We start from the raw sequence: 26,141 nt of genomic DNA, 5'->3' as shown, positions 1-26,141 counted from the left end.
AGAAAACCAAATTAAGCGTGTTGATCTAATTTTGGTTTTCTATTTTTTTCATGTCTTCATACCGAAAATTAATATGGAAATCTACGATGTTCCCATAAGAATCCGATTCGATATGACAACAGCCTTTTAACAACTTCTGCAATTTCTCCCTGCCACGCTGCACACGCGATTTCGTTGTAGAATAGGGAATTTTTAGACGATCACTAAGTTCCTTTTGAGACAAACCTTCTATATCTGATAGCTGCAATACTTCTCTATATTTTTCAGGCAATACTTGAATGGTAGATTCTAAACAGTTTATTACATCCTGATTATAGTTCTGTTCCACTTTTTCCTGACTTATTTGAAGGTTATCTGGTAATGATGCTATCGATTTCTGTGATCGATAAAAATCTATGATGGTATTTCTTGTAATTTGATAAATCCAAGCTTTCATTTTCCTCTCATCTTTTACTTCACTCAAATGTCTGTCGATTTTTATAAAAACTGTTTGTAAAATATCATCGGCAATAAATGGATCATTCACTCTAAAAGCAATAAATCTTTTTAATGGTGCATAGTACTCATCCCATAATACATCTACTTGCATAATGTACACCTCTTTCTATTTATTCAACTTCCATGTCATTTTATATATTATAGGCGAAAATTTCTTTCATGAAAATTTTTTAATAGAAATGCATCTTTTTCTTTTTCGTTTCGTCATCAATATCAAATAAAAAGAAAAGGATGATTATGATGACCAGCAAAGAATTAATCGAATGGAACAGAAAGAGGAAAATACAACAAATAGCAATCGTAACTCCAGATATTCAAAAGACGATGAAAGCATGGGTAGATAACTTAGCTATCGGTCCATGGATCGTAGTAACTGTCAATGAAAAGTCATTAAACTATTTTCATTTTAAAGGTAAAAAAATCACAGAGCCATTTGAATTTATTATTGCTCTAGCAAAAGTAAGGGACATGGAATTTGAATTAATTCAACCAGTCAAAGGCCCTACCATCTACGCAGAATTTTTGCAAGAAAACGGGGAAGGCTTACATCACATCAAAGAGAAAATTACCGAAAAACCAGTGCTGTTGGATATCATAGAACGATATAAAGAAAAAGGCATTCCTGTAACTCAAGATGGAAATTTCGCTGAAGACTTCCATTATTATTTAGGAACAGAAGAAAAAATTGGTTTTTCCTATGAAATTGGAAATTCACCCGAAATGGAACTTCCTCCCGATATGTATACAATTTACCCATCAGAAACAAATGAATAACTTTAACAGACCAACATGCTACATGTTGGTCTTTATATTTGTTAAATATGTTATTTCATTTTGATAAAATAGAGGAAAGATTATAAAACTTCTTTCATCCCCTAACAAAAGGAGAATTTTATGCATCCAACGAGTTCTGTCGATTTGTTTGCTGAAGATGTTTTAGTGAATCCTTATTCTGTTTATGAAGAACTTCGGTCACTTGGCTCTGTTATTTACCTAGAAAAATATCGTGTTTGGGTCTTGCCACGTTATGCTGAGGTAGAAAAAGCATTAGGAGTTTGGGAAGTCTTCTCCTCCGAAGATGGCGTTTCACTCAATGACAACTTCAATCGTCAAATGCTAAAAGGTTCTGTCCTGGGCAGTGATCCCCCTTTTCATACTGTTTTACGGAAAATCTTATCCAAACAACTGTCTCCTCGTGCACTTGAAGAGCTCAGAGACACCATCTTTGCTCGCGCTGATAAATTGATTCAACAACTTATTTCAAAAAGAAACATCGATGCGGTGCAAGACCTAGCGGAAACATTTGTCTGTAATGTTGTTTTAGATTTAATGGGACTGCCAAAAGAAAACAGAGAGCAAGTTATCGAATTAGCTGCTGCTTCTTTTGAAATGTTTGGACCAGAGAACGAAAGATCGAGGCAGGCTGCACCATTAGCAATGAGATTATTCCAATATTTACAAAAAAATGCCACGCGGGTACAGGTAACAGCAAGGAGTTGGTTAGGAGCGGTATACGATGCTGCAGATCGGGGGGAAATCGAAGAATCCCAATGTCTCTCGCTCCTCTCTGCATATGTGGTAGCAGGAATTGATACAACAATTCATGCAATATCCAATGCTATATACTTATTCGCAACCAATTCTGATCAATGGCGGAAGCTAAAAAAGTGTCCAGAAAAAGTAACGAATGCTTTTCACGAAACCTTGCGATACGAAGCACCAATCCAATTTTTTGGGCGCAGAATTCGCCAGGATGTCCATATTGGTGATGCGATCATTCCCCAAGGCGATCAAGTTTTGCTTTTATTTGGTTCTACATGCCGTGATAAGCAGAAGTGGGGCTTAAACGCCGATCAATTTGACATAACTAGAAACAATGCCAAAGATCACCTCTCGTTTGGCAAAGGAGTACATCAATGCGCAGGAATTCATTTGGCTATCTTAGAATTCGAAGCTATTATAGGATCACTAATAAAACATGTGGAAAAAATAGAAGCAGTTGATCAACCACAACGCCAGCTGCATAATGTGTTGCGAGGATGGAAGTCAGTAGCTGTTTGTTTGCATAAATGATAAGATCAACAAGTCTGTTCAATAATCAAAAGGACTTCCATATGATAGAAGTCCTTTGTGCTAGTTATACTACTTGTTTAGATGGCGGCTGCGGGGCAGGCCTTACTTGGGTTTTACATACTGTATTATCAGGGATCTTTTTGATCAGCATCGCTTCCCCTTGGCGGAGATTTTTCAGTACATTTGGATGAATGACAAGTTCTTCATCTTCTCGCACCGTTCCCATTTGCCTAGACATATTCCCAATCAGTTTTTCTTCCGTCATGGTTGTCTTCACTAAAATTTTATGTGTTCCTACTACGTTGGATAAATATTCTGCCGAGTCTGGAACGTCTTGTCGATGAACGATTTTTACGTTGGTGTTACCAATAACCTGACCAACTAATTCTTCGCCGCCTGCAGCAGATAAGTCTGCTAACTCCTGTGTAGCAATAAAGCAGCAGAAACCAGCCGCACGGCTTTTGTTAATCATGTTTACTACTTGTTCCCCAGCAAATAAGTTAAACTCGTCAAGAATGACATAAATATAATCATCACGACCTTCTTCGATAATCGCCGCAGCGACACTCTTCAGATCCTCGACGATCATCGCCCCAAGCGCAGGGGTAAAGGAGGAATAGCTCAATCCTGACAACGACATCATCGCCACACGCTTGTTACGTACGGCCTCGAGCAAATCGATCGCAGCGGCGCCGGGACGATCACGGAACAGATCGCCCACATCGCTTTCCACCAGCAGTGCCACACGGTCAGCAAGTCCATCGATCGCATCTTTGTGTCCTTTGTCCAGACCGTTGATGTACTCTTTCATGCTGTCGGCTTCTTCCTTGTCGATGTTTTTCAATTTTTTAACCACGTTCATTAAATTTTTCTGAACGAGCATACGCTGTACAACGTGGAGATCGACAGGAGTATCCGCTAGCTGGAGCACACGGAAGACAAGCTGCAGATAACGCTCGGCTGCTCGTTTGTAGTAAGGTTCTGACCATTCTTCCATCGCCATCATTTTATCTTTCAGCTCTGTAGCCCGGCCATGGCGAAATGGGTTATAGTGCATGTCTCCAGTGTATGAAAATCCTTGAAACTCACGACCATACGCCTCGGACATCTCCCTCATTTCCTCAAGAAAACTACTGTCTCCTTTTCCATCAATGATGATCACAGGCTTGCCACGGCGGATGGCGCTTTCCAAAATAACCGTGAGTGTATTGGTTTTCCCTGCACCTGTTGCCCCGCTGACAAAAACGTGCATATTGACTTCTTTGTCATAGAGGGGAACTGGTTTTCCAAAGTCATCCAACCCAAGGACAACTCCGTCATCAATCGTTGGTAAATTAGTAAGTTTACTCATACTGTGTACCACAGGTTTTTCTTCTTTTGGCGGTTTTACTGGAATTGGCAGTAATTCCGGACGGTATTTTACAAACCACATAAATAGACCTGCTACCAAAAGACTTGCAGCAACAGACACCGGAGTCATATGCCATAAATCCGTAGGGAAAGCCTTCCAAAAATAGGCACCCGCTTGATCTACTTTGTACCCGGCAATATATTGGCTTACTAAGTGCATCATCCCTTTGAAATACAACATGAATAACCCAAAAGGGATGCACAACACAGTTAAGATGAGTCCACTCCATATAAACCAAGCTGGTTTCCACGCTTGACGTACACCGATAATTGTCAAAATAACACTTACGACAAACGGAATAAACAAAAAGATAATGAGCAGCAGTGCTCCAAGAAATTCCATCGCAAGCACGCCGCCTTGCTGTTTGCGTTGAAACTCTTTAAACTGCGTTATATCCAAATCGTCGTCACCGAACATGCTTTTCACTCCTTTCTAGGAAGGGAAAGCCCCTGACCGAAGGCAGAGGCTTAGAAGAACAAGGCTTTGTACACACCTCGTAGAAAACCAAACAGAGCAAGAAACAAAATAATCGCTGCTGGGATCAGCTTCTTTTTATTCGATACAATATCTTCAAACCATGTGCCTGCAAGATACTTGAGTTCTGCCCATCCTTCGAGCGCCTTCTCTTTAAACGGACGGCCTTTCTTCTCCTGATCTGGATTATTTCGTTCTTCATTCATTCAGTGAAGCCTCCTTGCCGTCTTATTTTGGAGTCGGTGGACGAAGTGATTTTGCGTTATCATCGAGTAATCTTGTCACTTGTTCAAGCGACAATTTTGATCCAGAGAGCATTTCACCAACTCTTTGCACTTTTTCTAGGTTAGTCGCTAGACTTCGAAGTTCAGGATAAAGTCGATCTAAACGTTCAAATCCTTTAAACTTCTCAAGACTGCCTCCACCTTGAACATGGGCAAGTGCTTGATGCATCTCTTGTCTAAAACTACCAAGAGCTTTATTAATATCTGCAAGATTATCTGATCCAGTGACTGTCTGCCCAAATTGAATTGCTTGTGTTGCCTGCATCCTACTTGCAGCAATTGGATTGTTTTGGGCAAAGAGATTTTGTAAGTCACTAAACTCAAGTTTTACTTTTTGATTGCGATTTTTCGTATCGCGAAGCGATAAATCAAAACTTTTCTTAATTCCTCTTGCAGTACCACTCATCATGCTTTCAATTTGAGAAGAAAGTTGCTTCCGGATAGAATCAGCAATTTCTTTTGTATTGATATCAATTTTAACATTCGGAGCAGTTATTTGCGCTTGAATAGCAGACTGCACTGCAGATTGTGCAAATACAGGAAGTGATCTTCCTTCTCCTCCAAAATTCATGTTTTGAACAGGAACTTTATATCCGGAATTCTTCGCTTTAGTCGCTAAATTATTATGGAATGCTTGAGCAAAGTTTTGATCACTATTTGCCCCAAATCTAGAATTAGCAACAAAATTTTGTGGTTTCACTCGGTCTTTTAATGGTTTTTGGCGATTTGCTTGTTTTGCTGACCGCATTTGCAGACGAGTTGCTGTATAAACATCAAGTACATCTTCGCCATACTGCTCTACATATTTTGTATATTCTGCACTATTTTTTGGAGGTAGCTTTTTAGGCAGTTTCTTTACCAATCGCTTCTCATCGTTGAAATATTCTTCTAGCCTTTGGATTTTCTTATTTGCTGCCTTCTGAGCTTTTTTACCTTTTTGCATCGCTACATATTGATCGCGATCTGCGCGATTTTTAAGATCCAGTCCATAAATCTCTTTTGCATCTTTCATCAATTGCTTGTCATCACGAGTTAAACGATCCGCAGTGGAGGTTTTAATAGCTTTCCAGCCAATTTTATCTAATCCTTTATTGACTTTCGCTATTCCTTTGTCTTTTAGATCTCTTGCTTTATCGATAGCAGCATTTGTCTTCTTCTTAACCTTCCCTTGCAGGACGGCATCATCAACCCATCCGGCTGCTTTTCCAACTACGCCTCCAGTGCCTTTAATCACTCCAAGCGCACCTTTTGCGGCTCCTTTTGTCACGGTCTTCCGGACGCCGGACATCATTCCGCCGACTTTGGAAACTGCTCCGAGTCCAGCTGATTTGAATACATTACTCATTCCGCCTTGCTGCATGGCAAGACCACCCGCAACAAGAACTCCCGTACCAGTTGCGGCCCCTGCTGCCATCATTGCAGCACCTGCAACTTGGTTACCTAATCTTTCTCCTTTATCGGTAACACCTTCTAAGCTGATACCATTGCCAAGTGGGATACTATCGACAGTGGAGCGCAATTCTTTGATTGCTTCGTTGAGACCTAAGAACAGTGCGAAAATAATCAGCCATAAACTGAGCATCCCAATATTATCTTTTTCCATCTGCTGTGTAAGAGCGTTTACCATGTTGATAAAAATAGCTAGCAAAACAACATACCAAAGCCTCATCCAAAACGCAACGATTACTTTCCACATATGTTGAACTGCTAATATCATTCCCCACTCCGGCCATAAGCTGAGCAGGAAATAAATCGATGCCAGCGTTGCTCTTCCCAATCCAATCAACTGCCACATAATACAGTAGAATGCATACATGACGAAACAGAGCAAGCATGCGATACTAGCAAAAAAGGTAATCGTGGTGAAAGATAATCTTGTTCCCGTTTTTTCTTTGGTAAACCAAGCATACTTATCTTTCATCGCATCTTGGTTTGATTCTTTTTTATAGGCATCCGTAATAACATTGTCACGATCACTGCTTTTATCCCGGCTGACGATTCCTTCCCAAAATTTATAGTCCTTCCCATCAACTTTTATATTCTCTTGCGAGAGTGGGACAGAACCAAACTGGACCATTTTGTAGGGAATGATAATCGCAAATTTAAACAGACTGTTTTTCATGGAATCGACTGCTGTTTCGCTCGCACTCCCTTTGGTCGGTTTATCAGATGTATCTTTTGACAAACCGCTAAGGATTAAAGCCGAAGTTTCGGTACTGACGTCATTCAGTGATCGAAGGAAATTAGGTAAATTACTCATAATCGTTGCGGTAAGGGCGATAATGAGCAGCGAGCTGATCAGCGTAGACCATAGTTTTGTCGATTTTCCGCTCATCCAGTAATAAACCATCCACGCAACTGCTACCGCCCACATCAAAAACATAAATGGCTGCCAAAATGTTTTCTGCATTCCTTCCAGTGTTGCACTATAAGCATTGAACATATAATCAAGGACTTCCATCGTAAATCCCCAGCTGATGACATCAATGAGCCACTTGGCTATCACGAGATATAACCACCAGATCATGTCCGTGAGTTTGAAAAGCGCTCCGTTTAAGGCTCCTTCAATTTCACAGCCCATTCCTAAACTAAGGAGACCATCGTCACACTCTTTTCCACCGACATCTTCTTGGCTGGAAATATACGTTAATTCATAATTGCCAAGGGGATACTTATTGTAGATATTAGGATTTTTGTCTGAGCTATCCGTTTTTTCTTGCTTGTATAAGCCATTCCCCTGTAGACTTGAGTCACTAACATCTGATGATCCATCAGCATGAACAGGGGTAACTAAGGCAAAAGAAAGAAAAAACAAGGTAAAGAGTGTTATGGCAATCGATCTGAGCTTCTTCATTCCATTCCCCCCTTAGACTCCTCCTTCGGAGACTATCTTAGATGCTTCACTAGCTTCTGGTTTGGTGTTAAACAGTTCGACTAGTTCTTCTTCAGGAGTGATGAATTGAATAAAGCCAGATCTTCCTTCTAAGTCTTTCATATATCCATATCCTGATAGAGCTTTGCTTCTTCTGGCTTGCAGTATATTTCGCAGACCTTCATCGTTGGTATCTAAATTTAGCGCTTCAATCGCTAGCGTGGTTTCATTTTCATCACTTGTCCCTAGGCAGACATAAACACTTACGTTGTTCAATATCTCCGGATCAACATCCGATGGATTCTGTGTTGCAAACCATATACCAGCATTTGCCGAACGACCTGCACGTTCCAAACGATTGGCAAGTGCCTTCCCTTGGTCGGTACGAAGCCAAATCCATGCTTCATCGAGTGCTGCAACACGGAAACCGCCTGTACCACGTAATACAAACTGTTCTGCCAAAATGGCTGTCATGGACATAACTGCTACAGAAGCCTCTTGACGCAAGCCGCTTGCCCTTTGCTTTTCGGCAGGCAGCTCTAAACCTTCTAATTGCAGCAAGATAATTCCAGTATCTGGTACACGAACCCCATCCCCTTGTCCAAATACCAATTTTCCAAGCGGCAGACGGGCAATTCGCATCAAGTATTCTGCTAAGTCTCGCCCCATGTCATCTTTGTGCAATTCTTCTACCATCTGCGCCATACTTGGATTGCCTGATTTCAAAGCACGTTCCGCCGCAGACAAGAGCATGTTTTTATCTCCACGGGTAAGGTTTCCTTCAAACTGAGAAATAACCGAAACTGCGATCTCACTAGCAAATTCAGGGTCATGGCTGAGCAGTTGGAATGGATCAAGTGCTCCTGGATTTTGACGACCGTCTAATTTCAAGACATGGACACGATCTTCTAATCCTGGCAAACGGCCAACCCAGTGGCTGCGCTCTCCTTTTGGGTCAACAACGAAAATCTTTGCATTCCAGAAAAGCGCTGTCTTATGAATCAAATTGTTTAATGTATGTGATTTCCCTGATCCTAAAGTACCAGTGATAACCATAGAAGCGTTCTGGTTAATCTGTGGACCACGTTCAGGATTGACTTTTACAACGGATCCGCGACGGGTGAGTCCTACAGGAACACCATTTGGATCGCCAAGAATTTCCGATGCCCCAGGCATTACAATGGATGCTGCAACTTCTGGTAACATCTTTTTCACATATCCGCGAGCTGGATAGCGATCTGAAGGCAGCCATGCATTGAACAGATTTCGCTGTTCACCTGTCGGTCTTGCTGCTACAAATCCCTTACGGTCAAAAAAGTTGACTACTTGCTCTGTACGGCTGTTTACTTCTTCTTGATCCTCTCCATCAACAACAAAGATCATGCGACTATCCAAAATAGGCGGACGATTTTTCTTCAATTCAAACTCTAAACCTTCCGCGAGCTGTTCTTGTTGCTGGAGGTCAAGTGGAATTTGATCTACCATGCCAATATGACTCGTTGCATCTTTGATATCTTTTCGTTTCCGAGTAACCATCCCTGTTGCTTGTTTGTTCGCAATCATTTTCCAACGGAAAGTCGCTTCTACTGGAAAATCAAACTCACTGGAGAGCTGGTGAAACAACTCCGTACCAGGAGTATATATTTCATCTGGAAAAGCTCCTAACGAGATAAAACTTACAAAACGCTCATCTTCTTCTTGGTCACAGAGAACATAGCGATACCCATATGCTCGTCTTCCCTCTGCAAGCCATGCATAATCTTGCGGGCCTTTTGGCCACACTTTGCGAATTGCTTGCGGAAGCGGCTTTAATGGCATTCCTCGATAGAAATGATGGCGATAAAAGTCAGCAATCTCATACTCTGTCAATGGATCAAGACGACTGAGTGAACCTGCCCGCTCTTCAAAAGTACGTTTTGACCAAGCGTAGTCATAAGATTTATCAAATGCAGCATCTTTTTCTTCTTTGAAAATCTTTTTGCGCAATCCTAAAAATGATTCCAATGTACGCATCGGAATTCCAAAAGTCTGTGTAATCCAGCGATAATTTTGCGGGATTGGCAGTGGCAGCTCAAAAGCAATGATGAAATCATAATCTGGAAGTGTCCCTTGCTCAATTAAGTTTAACCAGCTGTTCATCGACTCTTTTGCTTTGTCACGTCGTTCTTTTGGAACGGTTTTCACCAAACGATCCAAATAATCTAACCAGTTAAATCGACGACGTACCATCCAGATCTGCGCTGCCAAACCTGGCTCTTGGATTTGTCGGAAAAACTGAGTTGCATTCATCCATTCATTTTTTTTGCCGTCAACGGACAAAGGAGAATATGAAAAGGGGACAACCCGGTAAAAAGCCCAAGGTCGTCCATCGATAAAGGCTACGTTTTTTTCAATCTGTGTCGGTATCGGTAGCATAGTGTTTTACCCCTCCAACAATCTTGGTCAAATGAAGTGTTGCTTCTTCTGTAATATCTGGAATAGGAACCCCTCTTGACCAAAGTTTGTGCGACAACATATGTGTAAAAGAACTCCAAAAATATTGATAAGGAGGTCTTCCCTCCAGATCTACTCGTGATAACAGCCAAGCAGCACCAAATGGTATTAGCGCAAAACGAAAAACTGGCGGGATAAAAGATAAGTCGAATTTATTAGATAGTAGGATAAAAAATCCTTCTAACACAACGACAATTAATAGTTCAGATAAACTAACGGGAATGGGGAGACGAAAGCGCTCGATGTGGTAAAATACTTTCTTCAGTCCCCATACCGCATCAAAAGTTACAATCCGCTCTGGTCTCATCTACCTGCTCCCCTTTTTAACTAAATATATTTTGAATGGCTGTGGACAACTGTTTTAGGAGACCGCCGCTTTTATCCAGGGTGAATAGGTAGAGAATACCTGCTACAACAATCCCGCCAAACAATGCCATCAATCGTCCATTCATCCACGCTTGCAGTCCCAATATAACGAGCGCTGCTAGAATAACAAAACTAGCTTGATCTAAAACCCATTGAGATGCTTGTTTAAATAAGTTTTCATCGATAAGATATGCGGAAAGATGATGAATGATAGGTAACAATGTGATTCCTCCTTATATTTAGTCAAGGGAAACAATGTTCCATGACCCATTTTTCTGTTGCAGAGTCATATAATAATTCAATTGCATTTGCACATTATTGGAATCTTGAACCATAATAACTACTTTGACTTTTAGTGGATTTTGTGCAATTGGTGTAATTGACTGAACTCCTTCATATTTTGCATCCAGATTTGTTAGCCAGTCCGTTGTTGGGATGGATTGTCCATTAACCATGTAACGTTTGATTGCCTCTGTATTTCCACTCAACCAATCTTGGAAGAAACTATCCAATACTTTCTTAATCGCTTCTTCTTGGTTGGTAATATCGATATTTGGATCTTCTTCTGTTTTATCTGATCCTTTTGGCTCTGCTACAAGTGCCGGAATTGCATCTACTTGCCATGTATTTCCGGATTTTACAACAGGGAGTGAGAAAAATAAGATTTTATCATCCGATGTAAGTAAACGTGCGACTATTTTTGTCTCACCAGCTGTCTTATCAGTCCATGTTGCTTGCCAAACCTCAACTTCTTTGGCGGTAACTCCTTTGAAAGCTGTCTGTTCATCACTGGTATTGTTCGTTTGTTGCTGCTGTTGTTGATTAATAAGTCCATTGCCTTGATTAGAAAGCCGCAAATCAGCGTTACTAGTAATATAGTCGATTAGACTGGGTGTCATAAAAGGTTTCATCTTTTGCAGACGCTGATCATCGGTTTGATCAGTACCAACGGAATACCAATTTTCCAAAAATAATTTTGCAACACTTTTAGCTGTGACTGGCACTTCATCTGATGTAGCTGACTGCTGTTGAACAACAGGTTTATCTGCACCTGATAATTGTCTCGCAACATCCAATACATTGCGTATCAAGAAGACTACCAGTACAATGTAGACGAAAATTCTACCAGCTGTTTTTAGCCGTTCAAGTAGTGTTGGGTTCAAAGGTAATCTCCTCCCACCTAAACCAATATCCAATAAGAATCATGAGTCCTCCACCATATTTTATAACATCAATTGGTAGTTGACTATACGATTCAAAAAAAGAAGTAAGTTATATGGATTGATAATTGTGGAAATTTGGGGTATTGACAGAACAACAATACATTTCTCTTTAATTAAGGATATTAAATTTTTAAGTAATTCAGTTGGAAAAAATAATAGAGAAGAAACATATCCTAAACACTTATCAACCTCAGATAACTCACTGATGAAGGGATTAAATATACTTAATTAATGGCTAAATATGGCAAATCTCCTTCGCTTTTTCTAGTAGTATCATTGTTTGTAGTATAAGGGAATTTATAAGACTTTGTCTATCTAAAAGAAAAAACCAATGTTTATATTTTTTAAATCAAGTCACCGAAAGTAGGAATTTAGTTTAAGTTTGTCTAATTTGTTAAAATTATGTAAGTGCTTACAATTCCCATGCTATATGTAATTGATACTCTCCTATTATGGCATTTTCTTGTTCGAGAGCAAATCTACAGAAAATTTTTCCATTTGGATTTATTTTGTAATCATATGTTTGAACTCGCATTTTAATTATTCCTACAGGCATTTCCATTTCACAAATCGTTGACTGATTAGGAACATATTCTTGTTTATACGAAATAGGCCCTTTTCTGATTATCAACATACGATCATCGTAGGCCAATAAACTTACGTCTGATTGTTCCACACCATCCCCTTCTTGATAAGTGATGAGAATATGATCTGTATTTTTTCGGCACTCTGCCTCCAATTTTTGTTTTACGACATCTGCTTTTTCCGCGCCTGCGGCATGAATCGTCGATTCAATAGTTAAGGCGGTTCTCATTTTGCTGTCTCCTTTCGTCTACAAAAGTAGATGAAAATAGGGCTTTTCATAAGCCCTATTTCACAAAACCTAATAACATTTCCCGAATTAACTTAGCAGCTGTAATCGGTGTTTTTTCTGTCGGATCATATGCAGGTGCAATTTCAACCAAATCTGCTCCTACTACCTGCACACTTGATTTTGCAATCGCATGAATTGCTTGTAAGAGCTCACGAGTTGTTATTCCACCTGGTTCTGGTGTACCTGTTCCTGGTGCATGTGCAGGATCTAGGACATCAATATCAATTGTTACATAAACTTTGCGGCCGGCAAGTGTGGGCAGTACCTTCTTCAATGGTTCCAACACATCAAATGGATGAAAATGAATGCCTGTTTCTTTTGTATACATTACTTCTTCTTTTGTCATGGATCGAATACCAAATTGATAAACATTTCTTCCGCCAATTAATTGGGAAATCTTATAAAGCGGAGTAGCATGTGAATATATTTCACCTTCATAATCCGGACGCAGATCAGCATGTCCGTCAAAATGAAGCACTGCAAGATCTGGATAATGTTTTGCTACTTGCTCTACAACTGGCCATGTGACCAGATGCTCTCCGCCCATTCCAATTGGTATTTTCTTTTGTGCAAGTATCTGGCTGACAAACTCGCCAATTTGTTTTAGACTTTTTTCCGGATTACCAAAAGCAAGCGGAATATCTCCTGCATCGTAATACGTAATTTCGGTGAGCTCTCTCTCCAAGTAATGACTGTACTCTTCATGTACCAAAGATGATTCTCGAATACGAGCAGGTCCAAAACGGGCACCTGGCCGAAAACTAACTGTCCAATCCATGGGCATCCCATATAAAACGGCCTGAGACTCTTCCAGATTATCCGATGCTCCAATAAATACATTCCCTGCATATGTTTCATCAAACCGCATTTGCCCTACTCCTTATTTTCCGTCAGTTCTCGAACAAAAACAGGTAATTGAAATAGTGATTTATGCATATTTGGATGATAGTACTTGGTATCCAATTGTTCTATTTTTGATTCTTCCACTTCCAATGGATCATACTGTTTTGAACCTAATGTAAAACTCCATAGGCCGCTTGGATAAGTAGGTATGCTTGCAGTATAGAGACGAGTTGTCGGAAAAGTACTGGAAATATCAGCAAAAACTTGACGAATAAGATCACGGTTAAACCAAGGAGATTCAGTTTGAGCAACCATTATGCCATCTGATTTCAATGCCTCTGCCACTTTTTGATAAAAAGGTTTTTGAAAAAGTCCTACAGCCGGCCCTACCGGTTCTGTCGAATCAATAAGTACAACATCGTATGTGTCTGGATTCTCTTCAATATGTCGAATGCCATCCACTACTTGAATATCTACTCTTGGATCAGATAGTCCTGCTGCAATTGCAGGAAAGTATTCTTTAGAAGCTTCGATAACTCTTCCATCAATTTCAGCCAGCACTACACGTTCAACGGATGGGTGTTTTAAAACTTCACGAACTACACCGCCGTCTCCACCGCCTACAATCAAAACTTGTTTTGGATCGGGATGTGTGTGCAATGCTACATGAGAAATCATCTCATGATAAACAAACTCATCTTTATCTGTTGTCATTACCATTCCGTCCAACACAAGTAAATTACCAAATTGATGTGTTTCTACCACATCTAGCGTCTGGAATGGAGTAACTTCAGAGTGCAATGTTCGTTTAATTTTTGTAGTTATTCCATGATTTTTCGTCTGTTTTTCTGTATACCAGAGTTCCATATCCATTTTACATATCCCCTTTAAATATAACCTGTTATCCCTATCGTAACCAATTAACATAAGAAAAATCGGTTACCAACTGCGAGATAGAATAATTGAATTTTTCCGTTGTTTACTTTCCAAAAGATGAATGGAATACCTCTTTTTTCCACAAACTATCCTTGTTGATTTACAGTGGCCGAGAAAAGAGGATTGTCATGCAGAATGATACAAGCTCCATCGACAATAGTAAATGGTGGCAGCACCTTAGATTAGCAAAACGGTTATTTCGTCTATTTCTCCTGTTTGGATTCATCTGCTCTGCTTGTCTCTTAATACTAGTCCTTTATTTAAAATCCAAAGCCCTTCCACCACCTGATATCGGAGCATCTAGTATGATATATGATGATCAAGATAGACCAATGGATCGGATAGATAATGGAGAAATGAGAGAACCTGTACATCTGAATAAAATCCCCAAGTCTCTCATAGACGCAACCCTTGCAGTGGAAGACCAAAATTTTTATCACCATTTTGGCTTTTCCATAAAAGGGATTGCTCGAGCAACATTGGCCAATATAAGCGCTGGTCGTGTTACTCAAGGAGCAAGTACTATTACACAACAGTTAGCGAGGAATCTCTACCTCACCCATGATCGCACATGGAACAGAAAAATAAAAGAAGCATTGCTGACTGTGCAATTAGAACTTCATTATAGTAAGAAAGAGATATTAGAAATGTATCTCAATAAAATTTACTATGGAAATGGAGCATATGGTGTAAATCGTGCAGCACAGGTTTATTTTCATCAGCCCGTTGAAAAATTGAGCTTGGCTCAGTGTGCATTTCTTGTAGGAATTCCAAGAGGCCCAGCATATTATTCTCCCTATGAACATTACCAACGTGCAAAACAACGGCAACATATAATATTAGGGCTGATGGCTAAAAACCACATGATTTCCAATGAAACAGCAAAAGCTGCGATGAAAGATAAGCTCATCATTCAAAATCCCACAAAATTAGAGACTCAAAAAGCCAATTATTTTCGTGATTATGTAATTCAAACAGCCGTCAATCAGTTTGGTCTAGATGAAAGCTGGGTACGCAGTGGCGGTTTGAAAATCTATACTACTTTAAATAAAAAAATGCAACGCGATGCTGAGAAGTCAGTCATAACAACATTAAAAACTCATCCAGATTTACAAGGTTCCCTGCTGTCCGTCAATCCAAAAACTGGAGAAATCAAAGCAATGGTTGGTGGAAGAGATTATCAATCTTCCCCATATAACCGCGTTTTTGCGCATCGGCAACCTGGTTCGTCATTTAAGCCCATACTTTATTTGAGTGCCTTGGAAAATGGATTCACTCCAATTACAAAGATAATGAGTCAGCCAACTTCCTTCCAGTATGGCAGTAGCGTTTATCGCCCAAAAAATTACCAGCAAAATTATGCTAACCGCCCGATTACTTTACGAGAAGCGATTGCAAAATCAGACAATATTTATGCCGTAACTACAGAATTCCAAGTAGGTATGGAGAAAGAAGTGGAGATGGCAAAGAGACTTGGAATACATAGTGATCTGGCCGCAACTCCATCACTTGCTCTTGGAAGTTATCCTGTAACTCCATTCGAAATAACAGGTGCTTACACTGCTTTTGCAGCAGAAGGGAAAAAACAATCGTTGTTTGGTATTCGTAAAATTGTTACCTCAGATGGAGTTACCATTGTCTCCAATGAACCAAAATCGACAACCGTTACTACTCCTGCTAACGCGTTTTTGCTAACCAATCTGTTATCCAGTGTTTTTCAGTCTGGAGGAACAGGACATCGTGTCAAACAGATGTTTTCTGGGGCAATAGCTGGGAAGACAGGTACAACAAATCAAGATGGATGGCTGATCGGGTATCATCCTAACTTATTAACCACTGTGTGGGTTGGATATGATAAAGACCGAGCCCTTCCTCACGAAGAAGCAAAGCTATCCCAGTATATATGGGGTAGATATATGCGGCAAGTCTCCACCTATCATCCCCTTGGTATGTATACGATACCTTCAGGAATAAAAGCGGTGTATGTTGATGAAAAATCCGGGTATGTGGCAAACGAAAACTGTCCAAGTCAAAAACTCGAATACTTTGTAGAAGGGACAGAACCGAACATTTCTTGTCCTACCCAAGATATTAAAGAAAAATTACCAACAGCCCCATCTATAATGAAAAAATTGATCAAGTGGTTTGGGTTTGAATAATCTACTCGCAGCAAAAAAGGCGGATCCACGTATTTGTGGAGTTCCGCCTCTTTTGTGTCCTAGCAAGGTTCCAAACATTGTAATTTTATCATATCCGCTACCGCTGACAATACAAAATCATCTTTGTTCGATATTTTGTCACTTCTTCCCCAGCAATAACTAAAGCTAGTTGCAATTGAAACAACCTTTGACAACTCCATACGGCTAAAGCCGTTGGATTCTTGGGACGATAGCCTCATGACTATTTCATTACCAAGCTAACCCCGTGCGCCCCACGGTTTATGTTTGTTGATTTCTTCTTTGCCGCGAGCAAACTTGGTTTTCGTCTGTCACGACTATACTATATTACCATGGGAATGTTTGTTTGTAAACTTGCTTTTTTCCAAAGGTTGAACTAGTGAAGGAAAATTCCTTACCCTCGTTCAATGCTCGCTTTCATCCCACGATTTAAACCGTGGGTTTTCTCGCTCGCAATGTTATAAATGTTTGGCCATGCATTTATTACTGTTCCAGCATCCCCTTTAAATCCTCTGAACTATTTTCCCACATCTTCTCATCATGCTGTATGAGAAAATGTTTTAATTGATATTTCTCATCTGAATCTAATTCCTCTATGCGCAATTTACGTTTTAAAGCGTCATCCATTCTATTTACATGCTGAGCGAGATTTTTCCAGCCGCGTCGTGTCTCTTTGTTTACTACCATTGGGCAAACCGCTATTCCTGCATAGTAGGGTCCATTTTCATTACGATCCACTGCCACCCAGACTACCCAATATAAATCTCCATCTACTTCTTCTCGATTAGTAGTAAACTTTATGCCGCGTTCCAGAGCACTTTTGGCATGAATTAGACCTAAGTCAATTTTCGCTTGTTCTTTATTCAACCATAGTGCTGACAGATTACTCAGGTTTAGGACACCTGTATGGTATGCACCATGAGTAGTTGATTTTCCAGCTAAAATCTGGAACTGAGGCTTTTGTTTTTTCTCATCCATTTTTGATCCTCTCCTATCTAGCTACTAATCTCTAGATTAGCCTCTAAATCCGCTTTCATACAAGAGGAATCTTGTAAAGCTTTAGGAATATGGATATGGAAAGTTGTACCTCGGCTCGGTAAACTCGTCATATGAATCTGGCCGCCATGATCCATAATAATGCGATGGCAAATAGATAATCCCATTCCAGTTCCTTCATCTTTTGTTGTAAAAAATGGATCAAAAATTCGATTCATATTCTCTGGTTTTATTCCTTCTCCACTATCGTGAATATGAATGCACACCCTATCCCGCATTTCTTTCCAACTCAGCTCTACCCTTCCTTTGGCCACCAATGCATCCAAACCATTTTGTATCAAATTGATAAGCACTTGTTTGAGTTGTTCACTATCCGCTTCCATATTTACTGGCGATTTCGGCGGGATACAAGTTAATTCATGTCCCATCAAAATAGCTTTTGGCTCCATTAAACTAAAGACATCATTCATCAACTGATCCAATGAAAAAGTCGAATATTTTGTCGGTCGGATTTCACTGAGATTGAGGAATTGTTTTAATAAATCATTGATTCGATCAATTTCTGGTAAAATGATTGACTCCCATTTCTTTACTTCTTTTGATTCTTTTGCTGAGATCTGTACAAATCCTCGTATAGAAGTGAGTGGATTGCGAATTTCATGGGCTAACCCCGCTGCCAATTGCCCAACTGCTGAAAGTTTCTCCAAATGGCGTCTTTTCTCTTCTTCGTTGTGGCGAACTCTTCTTTGCTCAATAGCAAGCCTTTCTTCTGCTCGACGGATCAATTCGTCTGAGTTTCTCGCATCCTCAGGATATGTTGCAGTACCAATACAATAACGCAAGTATGGAAGTTGATTGCGCAGTTCTTCCATTACAATATCAATCGACTGCAAAACATTTCGCAGATCTTTGTTATCCGCAAGTAAACCAATTGCAAATTGGTCTCCATCGTAACGCGCAAGATGAACATATGGCGGTAAATACTTCTTGAGCAGTGATCCTAGCCGGATGAGCAATTGATCACCAAACTCTATTCCTTCTTTCATGTTAACCCGTTTGAAATCAGTAAGATCGATACTGATTACATGATATGCCTCATGATTACAGCATTTTTCTAGTCCACGATGAACTTGTTCTTGAAATCCACCAAGGTTATATAAACCTGTTAAATAATCACGGCGATATGTTTCTTCAATCTCGTCATTATAATCCCATAAACGATGCTGCGCTTCCTTCAACTTATTGACTAAATGCAAGTTTTTTCCACGTATCATGCGCAGTTCTTGAAATGATTGTCGAACCTTACTGCCAATCCAACTAACCAATGAAAACGTGATAAACTTGGCAATCATGTCATAGTTTTGACTGGAATACCAAGATGTAGATACTTTTAATCCCAGATAAACTCCAGTAAATAATAAAGTCATGACACTAATACGCTCTCGATCAGAACGAACCAACACAATACCAAAAACAATTAAGTAGACAGGGAAAATTGATAACTTCATTGATAAAGTATCAATTAAAGCTACCACAAGAAGAACACAAGACATATAAAAGTACCTTGGCATTTTGGCAATGACTTTATTATTCAGGAGCAGTAAACAAGTTAACAAAATAATAGAAACTGCAAGGATAGTACTATATAAAAGAGGATGACTGATATACAATGGGTCAAAAATATGATAGAGGTAACGAGTATAAAAACGTTGACAATCTTCTCGCAAGTTTCGTCCTCCTATTCTCTCTATAACATTAAATTATTATTTTTAATCAGAAGTGGTATTTCAATTTCTTTCCACTTTTTCTTCTAAAAATCCTCCTATTTGCTGGTTTTTCGACAAAACCTATCAAATTTCGAGATATTTTAAGATTATAGCAAAAAAATAATAATTCATTGTCACATTCCTATTCTATTCAAGGACATTTATTAACAAATATGTTATAAGTCATTGTATAAACAATAGAAGTAATTATGTATGTTTAATTTTTCTCTTATCTTTTTAGGCAAAAAAAAAATACTTTTCCTCATAAATGGGAAAAGCACGTAGGGGATACATATACCCTTAACCCATATAATTGACTAGATGAGTAAATCCTTTCTCATCACGTACCTCTTTTTTTTCTGCATCTGTTTGATTAGAAGGTTTTTCCCACATTGGATATGCTTCTTCTACAGCAATCTGATCCCTTTTGAGGAGTGTTAATTTTTGCGCATCATCGCCATAGGCATACATTGCTTGTGGTTCATTGACATATGCTGCTTGTCCAACATGACGCGGTACAAATAACTGTTGATCCTGTAAAAGAGTATGGACAACTGTTTCTTTTAGAATATTCTTAATTTCCTCACTACGGTAACCGCTTTCTAGGTTTTTAATCCACTGATAAACTGGACCATCATCAGGAGTGAACGTCACATTGCGCTGTGTAGGAACATAGTCACTTTTGGTTTGAATTTGTTCTTTCAACATACGTGGATCACAAATGGATTGTAATGGAAAATAATTGTTACGAAGATAGGATTGAATGCAATATTTTACCAACATTGGGAATTGGCCTTTTGGTAAAATTTCGTACCAATAACGAACCAAACGATCTTTCTTACCTAGATATACCCCAACTGTAATCGATGACATAGTCAACACACCTTTATTCAAAATTTTGGTCTTAATCTAATTTAACAAACTTAAATGCTAAACAATTAAATTTGTTAAATTACTTTGAATTAATAATTATGGTAGCAGTATCCAATAGTCTGCGTCAACAGAATACTTTGTCGAATAAGCTCGTATATGCTCGATAATGAAAAAAACATGCTTTTCGCATGTTAATTTTATGTTACAACAGCAAAGATACGAACATTTGATACCCATAAATGGAAAAATTAAACCAATTATACAATCAATTTTCTATTTCTTCTTATTTTGTAATACATTTTCAAATCTTTTAACTTGCGGAACATTCCATAGGTCGGTCTCGTATTCACTTCAAATATCCATATTTGTCCGTTATTATCCATTCCTGCATCAATGCCTAATTCACGAAGTCCCTTAAACCTTCTGGATAGGACATCTGCTACACGGTAAGCCATCTTACTCAATTCATGCATTTTTTTGGGTGCTTCTGTCAAACCACAAACTCGACGAACCGCATCACTCGCTTGATGCGGCTGTCCGCCTTTACAAAAATTGGTTACTATTTTACCAGGAGCTGCTATTTTTGCTGCTATTCCGGTTAAATCCCACTTTTTGTCTGTACGCTGTAACATAAGCCGTATATCAAAAGGTCGACCATGGAGTGTAGCTAATGGTATCCCTTGTTGAATCAAATATCGTTTTTCTGGAAGCAGAGAAGACTGGATGAGTGACATCAGCTGATTTAGCGGGATAATCTTACGCCTTTTTAAACTTTTACACTCAACCAGCCCGTTTTTAAGTATCTTCACGCGAATAATCCCAACTCCCCCACCGCCTTTATCCGGTTTGATAAAGACAGTCCCATACTGTTTCAGCATTGCTGACAAAGCATCTTCTTTAAACCAAGAAGTTTTGGGAAGATAAGGTTTTAGTTGTTCATCCTGTTCTAAAATGATGTTTTTTAACCCTTTACTGGCAATTTCTTGAAATGCTCTCTTTTTCACTCGCATACACCTTCCTCCTCTATAAACTATCCTATTCGCCTTTCGATAAGGTAGCCAGCCCATTTTTTACGTTAAGAACAAACAAAAAGGCATACATGTACCAGTAACATGTCTTCTGCTTATATCAAGTAAACAAATTGATAAGGAGGCAGATTACTGCTTTATTTTATGAATGTATCAGGCTAACTTCCGTTTTCCTCTTCTTTTTGTACTATCTTTTCAACAAAAAAATTCGATCATGTGACATAAGTTGTTTTCCTCCGTGCAATTATGCGAAAATAGCTTTATCTGTATTACGGGAGTGGGTATGTTTGAATGCAAAGATTTTAGTAGTAGAAGATGAAAAACCAATTGCTGATATTATAAAATTTAACCTTCAAAAAGAAGGTTATGAAGTAAATTGTGTGCATGATGGTGATGAAGCAATCGAAACTGCTTTGGCTAATCCTCCAGATCTCATGTTATTGGATTTGATGCTTCCAGGATCAGATGGGATTGAGGTCTGTCGAAGAGTGAGACAAGTTTCCGATCTTCCTATTATTATGCTCACAGCAAAAGATTCGGAAGTAGATAAAGTAATCGGGCTGGAAATGGGCGCAGATGATTATGTCACAAAGCCTTTTAGTAACCGAGAACTATTGGCAAGGGTGAAAGCAAATCTACGGAGAAGCAAACAATCAGAAGATAAATTAGTCACACAACTGCCGGATAAAAATATTCTCGCTATTGGTGACCTTGCTATCGACAGCACTAGCTTTGTTGTAAAAAAACGAGAGAAAACGATCGATTTAACACATCGCGAATTTGAACTGCTGCTCTACTTATCCAAACATTTAAACCAAGTTTTAACTCGGGAACACTTGTTACAGTCCGTTTGGGGATATGATTATTTTGGAGATGTAAGGACCGTCGATGTAACCATTCGTAGGTTAAGAGAAAAAATCGAAGATGATCCAGGAGCACCCAGCTATATCATTACAAGACGCGGTATCGGTTATACGATGCGAAACCCACAATCGGAGCATTAACTTGTTATGTCTCAAGTATTTAAAAACCTACAATGGAAATTAGTTGTTATTTTCTCGTTACTCATCCTGATTTCTGTCCAATTGATAGGAGTAACTTTTATCAATTCCTTACAAAAGTTCTACTCAGAGGATTTTATAAGTAGCCTTCGTTCCCAAGCTGATCTATTAAATTCTCAAATGACACCAGTATTAGAAGAAAACAAATCTCCAAGCGAAACCAAGACTGTACTTGACAAATTATTAAAACAATTGGTCTATCTCAACACCAAAACTGGAACAACTACTACAGTAGAAATAGAAATATTAGATGAGTCAGGATATGTTTTAAGTTCCAGCGCTGAAAATTCCAAGAATATAGGAAAGAAAAATTTACGTGCACAAAATGCAACCGGCAAACTCGACTCTACCTTTATTCGTCGGGATCGAGCGACTGGAAGAGATTATCAAACTTATGTAAAACAATTGGAAAATGGAAATCACCAACGAATTGGTACGATATATATTGAAGCTTCGCTTGATCCGATATATCAAAAAACACGTAAAATAGGGGAATTACTTTTAAAATCATCTTTAGTAACATTGGTTGCGACTGCGATACTAATCGTCCTTTTGTCACGAACGATTACCACACCATTGAAGGAAATAACAAAACAAGCTACAGCGATGGCAGCAGGTGATTTTAACCAGCAGGTTGCTGTCAAAAGCGATGATGAAATAGGACGATTAGCCCGATCATTTAATTACTTAGCAGCACATTTAAGACGGGCACTTTCTCAAAATGAAGAAGAGCGGGAGAAACTAGAAACCGTATTATCGAATATGAGTGACGGCGTACTGGCAACAGACCATAAAGGAAATATCATCGTAAAAAACAGATGGGTTGAAGAAATGTTAGGACAAGATATATCCCTTGGGGATAAATTAAAAGATATATTACCAACAGAAGAAAAAATCTCGTTTCCATTTAAACAAGTACATGAAGAATATATCGAACTTCATCCAAATGACCCACATGCATTTATGATGATCAAGGCTACTTTTACCCCGATCAAAAGTCGTGAGAAGGAACCAGTTGGTCTTATAGCGGTACTGAGTGATGTGACAGAGGAAGAAAAATTAGATCGACAGAGGAAAGATTTTGTAGCCAATGTATCCCATGAGTTACGTACTCCTTTAACAACAATAAAAAGCTATCTAGAAGCGCTTAAAGATGGTGCTATTCACGATCACGAAATTGCAACGCATTTTTTAAATGTAGCAGATACAGAAGCCGAACGGATGGCTCGGTTGATTAGCGACTTACTGCAATTGTCTCGTTTGGATGCGAGAGAATCTTATTTTGAAAAGAAAATAATATCGATAGAAAACTTATTAAAACCAGCTTATGAAAGATTTACTATGACATGTAAGCAAAAAGATATCCAGCTGAATCTTTCCATAGAAGATGAGCTGCCAACTGTTAAGGTGGATAAAGATAAGCTGGATCAGGTTCTGGACAACGTAATTTCTAATGCGGTTAAATACACTTCTGCACATGGATCTATCTCTATTAAAGCAATACGATATGATGAGGACCATGTGCAAGTGTCCATCGCCGATACAGGACTAGGTATACCAAAACAGGATCTAAACAGGTTATTTGAAAGATTTTATCGTGTAGATAAGGCTCGTTCGAGAACACTGGGCGGGACAGGATTAGGACTTTCTATTGCCCAGGAAATAATCCATTCTCATAACGGGAAAATATGGATTGAAAGTGAATTCCAACACGGAACAACGGTCTTTTTTACTTTACCTATAAGGAGTGAGGCTAATGGAACTGATCAACCGAATAAAAACCATTAGTCTGGCTGTACTTGTTATTTCCAGCATCATTTTAACAGCAGTATTATGGTATAGTACTCCATCTTATGATGAACAAAACGTAGACTATATCCCTGCACCCTATGTTGCAAAAGACAATTATGTAGCCAAAAATTTATATCAACTGACTGCTCCACCTTTTCTCATTTCACACAACCGTGGACAACATCAGTTGATAACACAACAAAACAGCAAACTCTTTTCACAACTGATTCATGATGCTCATGGTATGAAGCTGGATAACTTCGAACTGGTATCTCCGACAACAGAAGATTGGAATATGTTGTTCTTACAGTCTACTGGGCTGGAGCTGTCCTTTTTCCAAGATATGCAAGTAGATCAACTAGACGCTTTCTTTTACCATTTTCTTAATAACGAACCACTTTTTAAAGGTCTTTCTTCCATCAGCCGAGTTTGGATTTACCAAAATCCAAACGACCAAAAAATCAATGTCTGGTTCATATCGGATCAAGACGGAAAAGTGATTCAGGCAAAAAGTAATCTTTCTGCTGGCGATTGGACGGAAATACAGACGAATATCAATAAAACAAAAAATCTAATGAAAATGGATGCTATCCCAACCAACAGCAAAAACCCATGGGATAAAACCAACCAAAATATACCTTTTTCTCGAATTTTATATTTACCTGATCAAAATATCTCCATAAATAAAACACTCTATAATAAACAAACGATCAGCATTGACAGTATAAAAGAATGGTTATTTCAAGGAGATCAAATCGAACCAATCGATCTATCAAAAAATGAATCAGTTTTTATGGATAACAACCAAATCTTAACCTTTTACAAACAACAATCGTATATGGTTTATACAGACAATGCTAGAACAGATGGAACCACAGTTAATGCGGTTAGTACGGAAATAGATATGATCAATAGCAAATTCATGTCCAAACATCATGGATGGACTGGAAACTATGTACTGGATACCGTATCCAAGCAAGAAAACTCTCATCTTTATACATTCCGTCTGCTCAGCCAGTCTTTACCTGTCTATTGGGAAGGTGATAACAAATATCCACATCTTGATACGATACAATTGCAGGCTGGTTCTAGTTTTAATGCTGTTTCCAAATATGTGCGATCACTCAACTATTTAGCAAAAAACCCGAAACAACAGGAATCTGTAAAACTTCCAGGTAAAGAAGAAATTTTGGCTCAACTAACCAATAAACAAATTCCATTATCCGTTATCAAGCGTATTTACCCAATCTATCAAGCAGAGTATACAAAACGTGGAGAAGTCCAATTAACCCCTTGCTGGCACATTGAAAAAACCAATGGGGAATCGATTCAGATCGGAGGTGGGGCTTAATGGACTGGCAGCGAGCCCAAACTTACCTGATCACCGCCTTCATATTGGTTAATTTATTTTTGATGTTTCAAATCCAGCAAACAATGGAACAAAAAAATGCATCTTTAGCAGTGGATAAGATCAGCAACACACAAATCAAGAGTTTATTAACAGATAACAAAATCGAACTTGATGTACCAAGACCAAAAGATGTAGATGAACTAAAAATTTGGCAAGGAACCCCTTCGAAAATAGTCGGTTGGCAGCAACTAGAACATGGCTATCAAAAGAGATTTGCAACAGGCACATTCCCTGTAAAAGACGCGAATCAATTAAATCGAACCTTATTGAAAGAAGTACCATTCTTTTCTGAGTACAAACTCCTATTACGCCCTGGCAAAATGACAGGGAAATGGGTATTTGTACAACATATTGATCAACGACCAATCTATGATGGTAGAGTAGAAGTAGAAGTTGCCAAAAATCAAATTAAGTCATTGTATATGACTCACTACAATTTACAAGAAACATCAAATGTTGCTACAGTTACTGATTTTAATACGGCTCTCTACAATTTGATCAACTATGCCGCCAGTAACAAAACACAACACATTAAAAAAATTCAGCTGGGATATCAAACTCAATTTTACAATAATCAAACCTATTTCTTTATCCCAGTTTGGCGTATTCAATTGGATAAAAAGGAATATGATGTTCACGCAATCAGTTACGGCTCTATAAAAAATGTAGAGGTAGTCAAATAAAACAAAGA

22 protein-coding genes are annotated in these 26,141 nt (G+C 38.9%); 7 read left to right on the top strand and 15 right to left on the bottom strand.

The features are described from left to right. Window positions 1–25: 25 nt before the first annotated feature. Window positions 26–589: an RNA polymerase sigma factor SigZ gene (gene sigZ, locus AC5WOC_RS11305; RefSeq protein ID WP_496055524.1), complete on the bottom strand. Its 564-nt coding sequence runs from the start codon at window positions 587–589 to the stop codon at window positions 26–28. 149 nt (window positions 590–738) lie between these two features. Here sigZ and AC5WOC_RS11300 point away from each other — a divergent pair, with 149 nt between their 5' ends. After that, on the top strand, window positions 739–1,272 hold the full coding sequence (locus tag AC5WOC_RS11300; protein ID WP_496055523.1) for a VOC family protein: 534 nt from the start codon (window positions 739–741) through the stop codon (window positions 1,270–1,272). 120 nt (window positions 1,273–1,392) lie between these two features. After that, a complete protein-coding gene (locus AC5WOC_RS11295; protein WP_496055522.1) occupies window positions 1,393–2,571 on the top strand; it encodes a cytochrome P450 in 1,179 nt (392 codons plus the stop codon). 64 nt (window positions 2,572–2,635) lie between these two features. On the opposite strand, the gene AC5WOC_RS11290 is transcribed toward AC5WOC_RS11295, so the two are convergent. The 10 genes from AC5WOC_RS11290 to speE all read right to left on the bottom strand — a co-directional run bounded on the left by AC5WOC_RS11290 (window position 2,636) and on the right by speE (window position 14,278). Then, window positions 2,636–4,399 (bottom strand): type IV secretory system conjugative DNA transfer family protein, encoded by a 1,764-nt coding sequence (locus tag AC5WOC_RS11290; protein ID WP_496055521.1) that lies wholly within the window; start codon window positions 4,397–4,399, stop codon window positions 2,636–2,638. Window positions 4,400–4,449: 50 nt separating this feature from the next. Beyond that, a complete protein-coding gene (locus AC5WOC_RS11285) occupies window positions 4,450–4,662 on the bottom strand; it encodes a hypothetical protein (RefSeq protein ID WP_496055520.1) in 213 nt (70 codons plus the stop codon). A gap of 22 nt (window positions 4,663–4,684) precedes the next feature. Next, window positions 4,685–7,594 (bottom strand): CD3337/EF1877 family mobilome membrane protein, encoded by a 2,910-nt coding sequence (locus tag AC5WOC_RS11280; protein ID WP_496055519.1) that lies wholly within the window; start codon window positions 7,592–7,594, stop codon window positions 4,685–4,687. 12 nt (window positions 7,595–7,606) lie between these two features. Then, entirely contained in the window at window positions 7,607–10,027 is a 2,421-nt protein-coding gene (locus AC5WOC_RS11275; protein ID WP_496055518.1) for an ATP-binding protein, read from the bottom strand. Further along, window positions 10,002–10,412, bottom strand: coding sequence for a TcpE family conjugal transfer membrane protein (locus AC5WOC_RS11270; RefSeq protein WP_496055517.1), 411 nt, complete (start codon window positions 10,410–10,412; stop codon window positions 10,002–10,004). Before AC5WOC_RS11270 ends, AC5WOC_RS11275 begins: the two co-directional genes overlap by 26 nt. A gap of 16 nt (window positions 10,413–10,428) precedes the next feature. Next, on the bottom strand, window positions 10,429–10,692 hold the full coding sequence (locus tag AC5WOC_RS11265; protein ID WP_496055516.1) for a hypothetical protein: 264 nt from the start codon (window positions 10,690–10,692) through the stop codon (window positions 10,429–10,431). An 18-nt stretch (window positions 10,693–10,710) separates the two neighbouring features. After that, complete coding sequence (locus AC5WOC_RS11260) at window positions 10,711–11,634, bottom strand: conjugal transfer protein (protein ID WP_496055515.1); 924 nt, start codon at window positions 11,632–11,634, stop codon at window positions 10,711–10,713. Window positions 11,635–12,106: 472 nt separating this feature from the next. Next, window positions 12,107–12,508, bottom strand: a complete 402-nt coding sequence (locus AC5WOC_RS11255) for a YwiB family protein (RefSeq protein ID WP_496055514.1) — start codon at window positions 12,506–12,508, stop codon at window positions 12,107–12,109. A gap of 55 nt (window positions 12,509–12,563) precedes the next feature. After that, on the bottom strand, window positions 12,564–13,436 hold the full coding sequence (gene speB / locus AC5WOC_RS11250) for an agmatinase (RefSeq protein WP_496055513.1): 873 nt from the start codon (window positions 13,434–13,436) through the stop codon (window positions 12,564–12,566). A gap of 5 nt (window positions 13,437–13,441) precedes the next feature. After that, complete coding sequence (gene speE / locus AC5WOC_RS11245) at window positions 13,442–14,278, bottom strand: polyamine aminopropyltransferase (protein ID WP_496055837.1); 837 nt, start codon at window positions 14,276–14,278, stop codon at window positions 13,442–13,444. A 197-nt stretch (window positions 14,279–14,475) separates the two neighbouring features. On the opposite strand from speE, the gene AC5WOC_RS11240 reads away from it, so the two are divergent. Then, window positions 14,476–16,506, top strand: a complete 2,031-nt coding sequence (locus tag AC5WOC_RS11240; protein WP_496055512.1) for a transglycosylase domain-containing protein — start codon at window positions 14,476–14,478, stop codon at window positions 16,504–16,506. A 501-nt stretch (window positions 16,507–17,007) separates the two neighbouring features. On the opposite strand, the gene AC5WOC_RS11235 is transcribed toward AC5WOC_RS11240, so the two are convergent. The 4 genes from AC5WOC_RS11235 to AC5WOC_RS11220 form a co-directional block, all read right to left on the bottom strand. Then, window positions 17,008–17,502 (bottom strand): YwhD family protein, encoded by a 495-nt coding sequence (locus AC5WOC_RS11235; protein ID WP_496055511.1) that lies wholly within the window; start codon window positions 17,500–17,502, stop codon window positions 17,008–17,010. Window positions 17,503–17,519: 17 nt separating this feature from the next. Further along, on the bottom strand, window positions 17,520–19,247 hold the full coding sequence (locus AC5WOC_RS11230) for a sensor histidine kinase (protein WP_496055510.1): 1,728 nt from the start codon (window positions 19,245–19,247) through the stop codon (window positions 17,520–17,522). Window positions 19,248–19,586: 339 nt separating this feature from the next. Continuing rightward, a complete protein-coding gene (locus AC5WOC_RS11225; protein WP_496055509.1) occupies window positions 19,587–20,159 on the bottom strand; it encodes a hypothetical protein in 573 nt (190 codons plus the stop codon). Between the two features lie 257 nt (window positions 20,160–20,416). Then, the gene (locus AC5WOC_RS11220; RefSeq protein WP_496055508.1) at window positions 20,417–21,169 is read right to left on the bottom strand and encodes a YheC/YheD family protein; all 753 of its coding nucleotides are present in this window, start codon (window positions 21,167–21,169) and stop codon (window positions 20,417–20,419) included. Window positions 21,170–21,474: 305 nt separating this feature from the next. On the opposite strand from AC5WOC_RS11220, the gene yycF reads away from it, so the two are divergent. The 4 genes from yycF to yycI are packed head-to-tail and all read left to right on the top strand — an operon-like array spanning window position 21,475 to window position 26,133. Next, entirely contained in the window at window positions 21,475–22,191 is a 717-nt protein-coding gene (gene yycF, locus AC5WOC_RS11215) for a response regulator YycF (protein ID WP_496055507.1), read from the top strand. Window positions 22,192–22,197: 6 nt separating this feature from the next. After that, a complete protein-coding gene (locus tag AC5WOC_RS11210) occupies window positions 22,198–24,036 on the top strand; it encodes an ATP-binding protein (RefSeq protein WP_496055506.1) in 1,839 nt (612 codons plus the stop codon). Next, the gene (yycH, locus tag AC5WOC_RS11205) at window positions 24,005–25,390 is read left to right on the top strand and encodes a two-component system activity regulator YycH (protein WP_496055505.1); all 1,386 of its coding nucleotides are present in this window, start codon (window positions 24,005–24,007) and stop codon (window positions 25,388–25,390) included. The genes AC5WOC_RS11210 and yycH overlap by 32 nt, the downstream gene beginning before the upstream one ends. Further along, window positions 25,390–26,133, top strand: coding sequence for a two-component system regulatory protein YycI (gene yycI / locus AC5WOC_RS11200; protein ID WP_496055504.1), 744 nt, complete (start codon window positions 25,390–25,392; stop codon window positions 26,131–26,133). Before yycH ends, yycI begins: the two co-directional genes overlap by 1 nt. The last annotated feature ends 8 nt before the right edge of the window (window positions 26,134–26,141 follow it).

The sequence above is a fragment of the Shimazuella sp. NTD247 genome (assembly GCF_059510415.1).
The sequence above is the reverse complement of the archived record's forward strand: the minus strand, read 5'-3'. Positions and strand labels throughout refer to the sequence as shown.

Bases quoted from the DNA above. Each gene is read 5' to 3' on its own strand.
- sigZ (WP_496055524.1), bottom strand. From the start codon at position 589: ATGCAAGTAGATGTATTATGGGATGAGTACTATGCACCATTAAAAAGA.
- AC5WOC_RS11300 (WP_496055523.1), top strand. From the start codon at position 739: ATGACCAGCAAAGAATTAATCGAATGGAACAGAAAGAGGAAAATACAA.
- AC5WOC_RS11295 (WP_496055522.1), top strand. From the start codon at position 1,393: ATGCATCCAACGAGTTCTGTCGATTTGTTTGCTGAAGATGTTTTAGTG.
- AC5WOC_RS11290 (WP_496055521.1), bottom strand. From the start codon at position 4,399: ATGTTCGGTGACGACGATTTGGATATAACGCAGTTTAAAGAGTTTCAA.
- AC5WOC_RS11285 (WP_496055520.1), bottom strand. From the start codon at position 4,662: ATGAATGAAGAACGAAATAATCCAGATCAGGAGAAGAAAGGCCGTCCG.
- AC5WOC_RS11280 (WP_496055519.1), bottom strand. From the start codon at position 7,594: ATGAAGAAGCTCAGATCGATTGCCATAACACTCTTTACCTTGTTTTTT.
- AC5WOC_RS11275 (WP_496055518.1), bottom strand. From the start codon at position 10,027: ATGCTACCGATACCGACACAGATTGAAAAAAACGTAGCCTTTATCGAT.
- AC5WOC_RS11270 (WP_496055517.1), bottom strand. From the start codon at position 10,412: ATGAGACCAGAGCGGATTGTAACTTTTGATGCGGTATGGGGACTGAAG.
- AC5WOC_RS11255 (WP_496055514.1), bottom strand. From the start codon at position 12,508: ATGAGAACCGCCTTAACTATTGAATCGACGATTCATGCCGCAGGCGCG.
- speB (WP_496055513.1), bottom strand. From the start codon at position 13,436: ATGCGGTTTGATGAAACATATGCAGGGAATGTATTTATTGGAGCATCG.
- speE (WP_496055837.1), bottom strand. From the start codon at position 14,278: ATGGAACTCTGGTATACAGAAAAACAGACGAAAAATCATGGAATAACT.
- AC5WOC_RS11240 (WP_496055512.1), top strand. From the start codon at position 14,476: ATGCAGAATGATACAAGCTCCATCGACAATAGTAAATGGTGGCAGCAC.
- AC5WOC_RS11235 (WP_496055511.1), bottom strand. From the start codon at position 17,502: ATGGATGAGAAAAAACAAAAGCCTCAGTTCCAGATTTTAGCTGGAAAA.
- AC5WOC_RS11225 (WP_496055509.1), bottom strand. From the start codon at position 20,159: ATGTCATCGATTACAGTTGGGGTATATCTAGGTAAGAAAGATCGTTTG.
- AC5WOC_RS11220 (WP_496055508.1), bottom strand. From the start codon at position 21,169: ATGCGAGTGAAAAAGAGAGCATTTCAAGAAATTGCCAGTAAAGGGTTA.
- AC5WOC_RS11210 (WP_496055506.1), top strand. From the start codon at position 22,198: ATGTCTCAAGTATTTAAAAACCTACAATGGAAATTAGTTGTTATTTTC.
- yycH (WP_496055505.1), top strand. From the start codon at position 24,005: ATGGAACTGATCAACCGAATAAAAACCATTAGTCTGGCTGTACTTGTT.
- yycI (WP_496055504.1), top strand. From the start codon at position 25,390: ATGGACTGGCAGCGAGCCCAAACTTACCTGATCACCGCCTTCATATTG.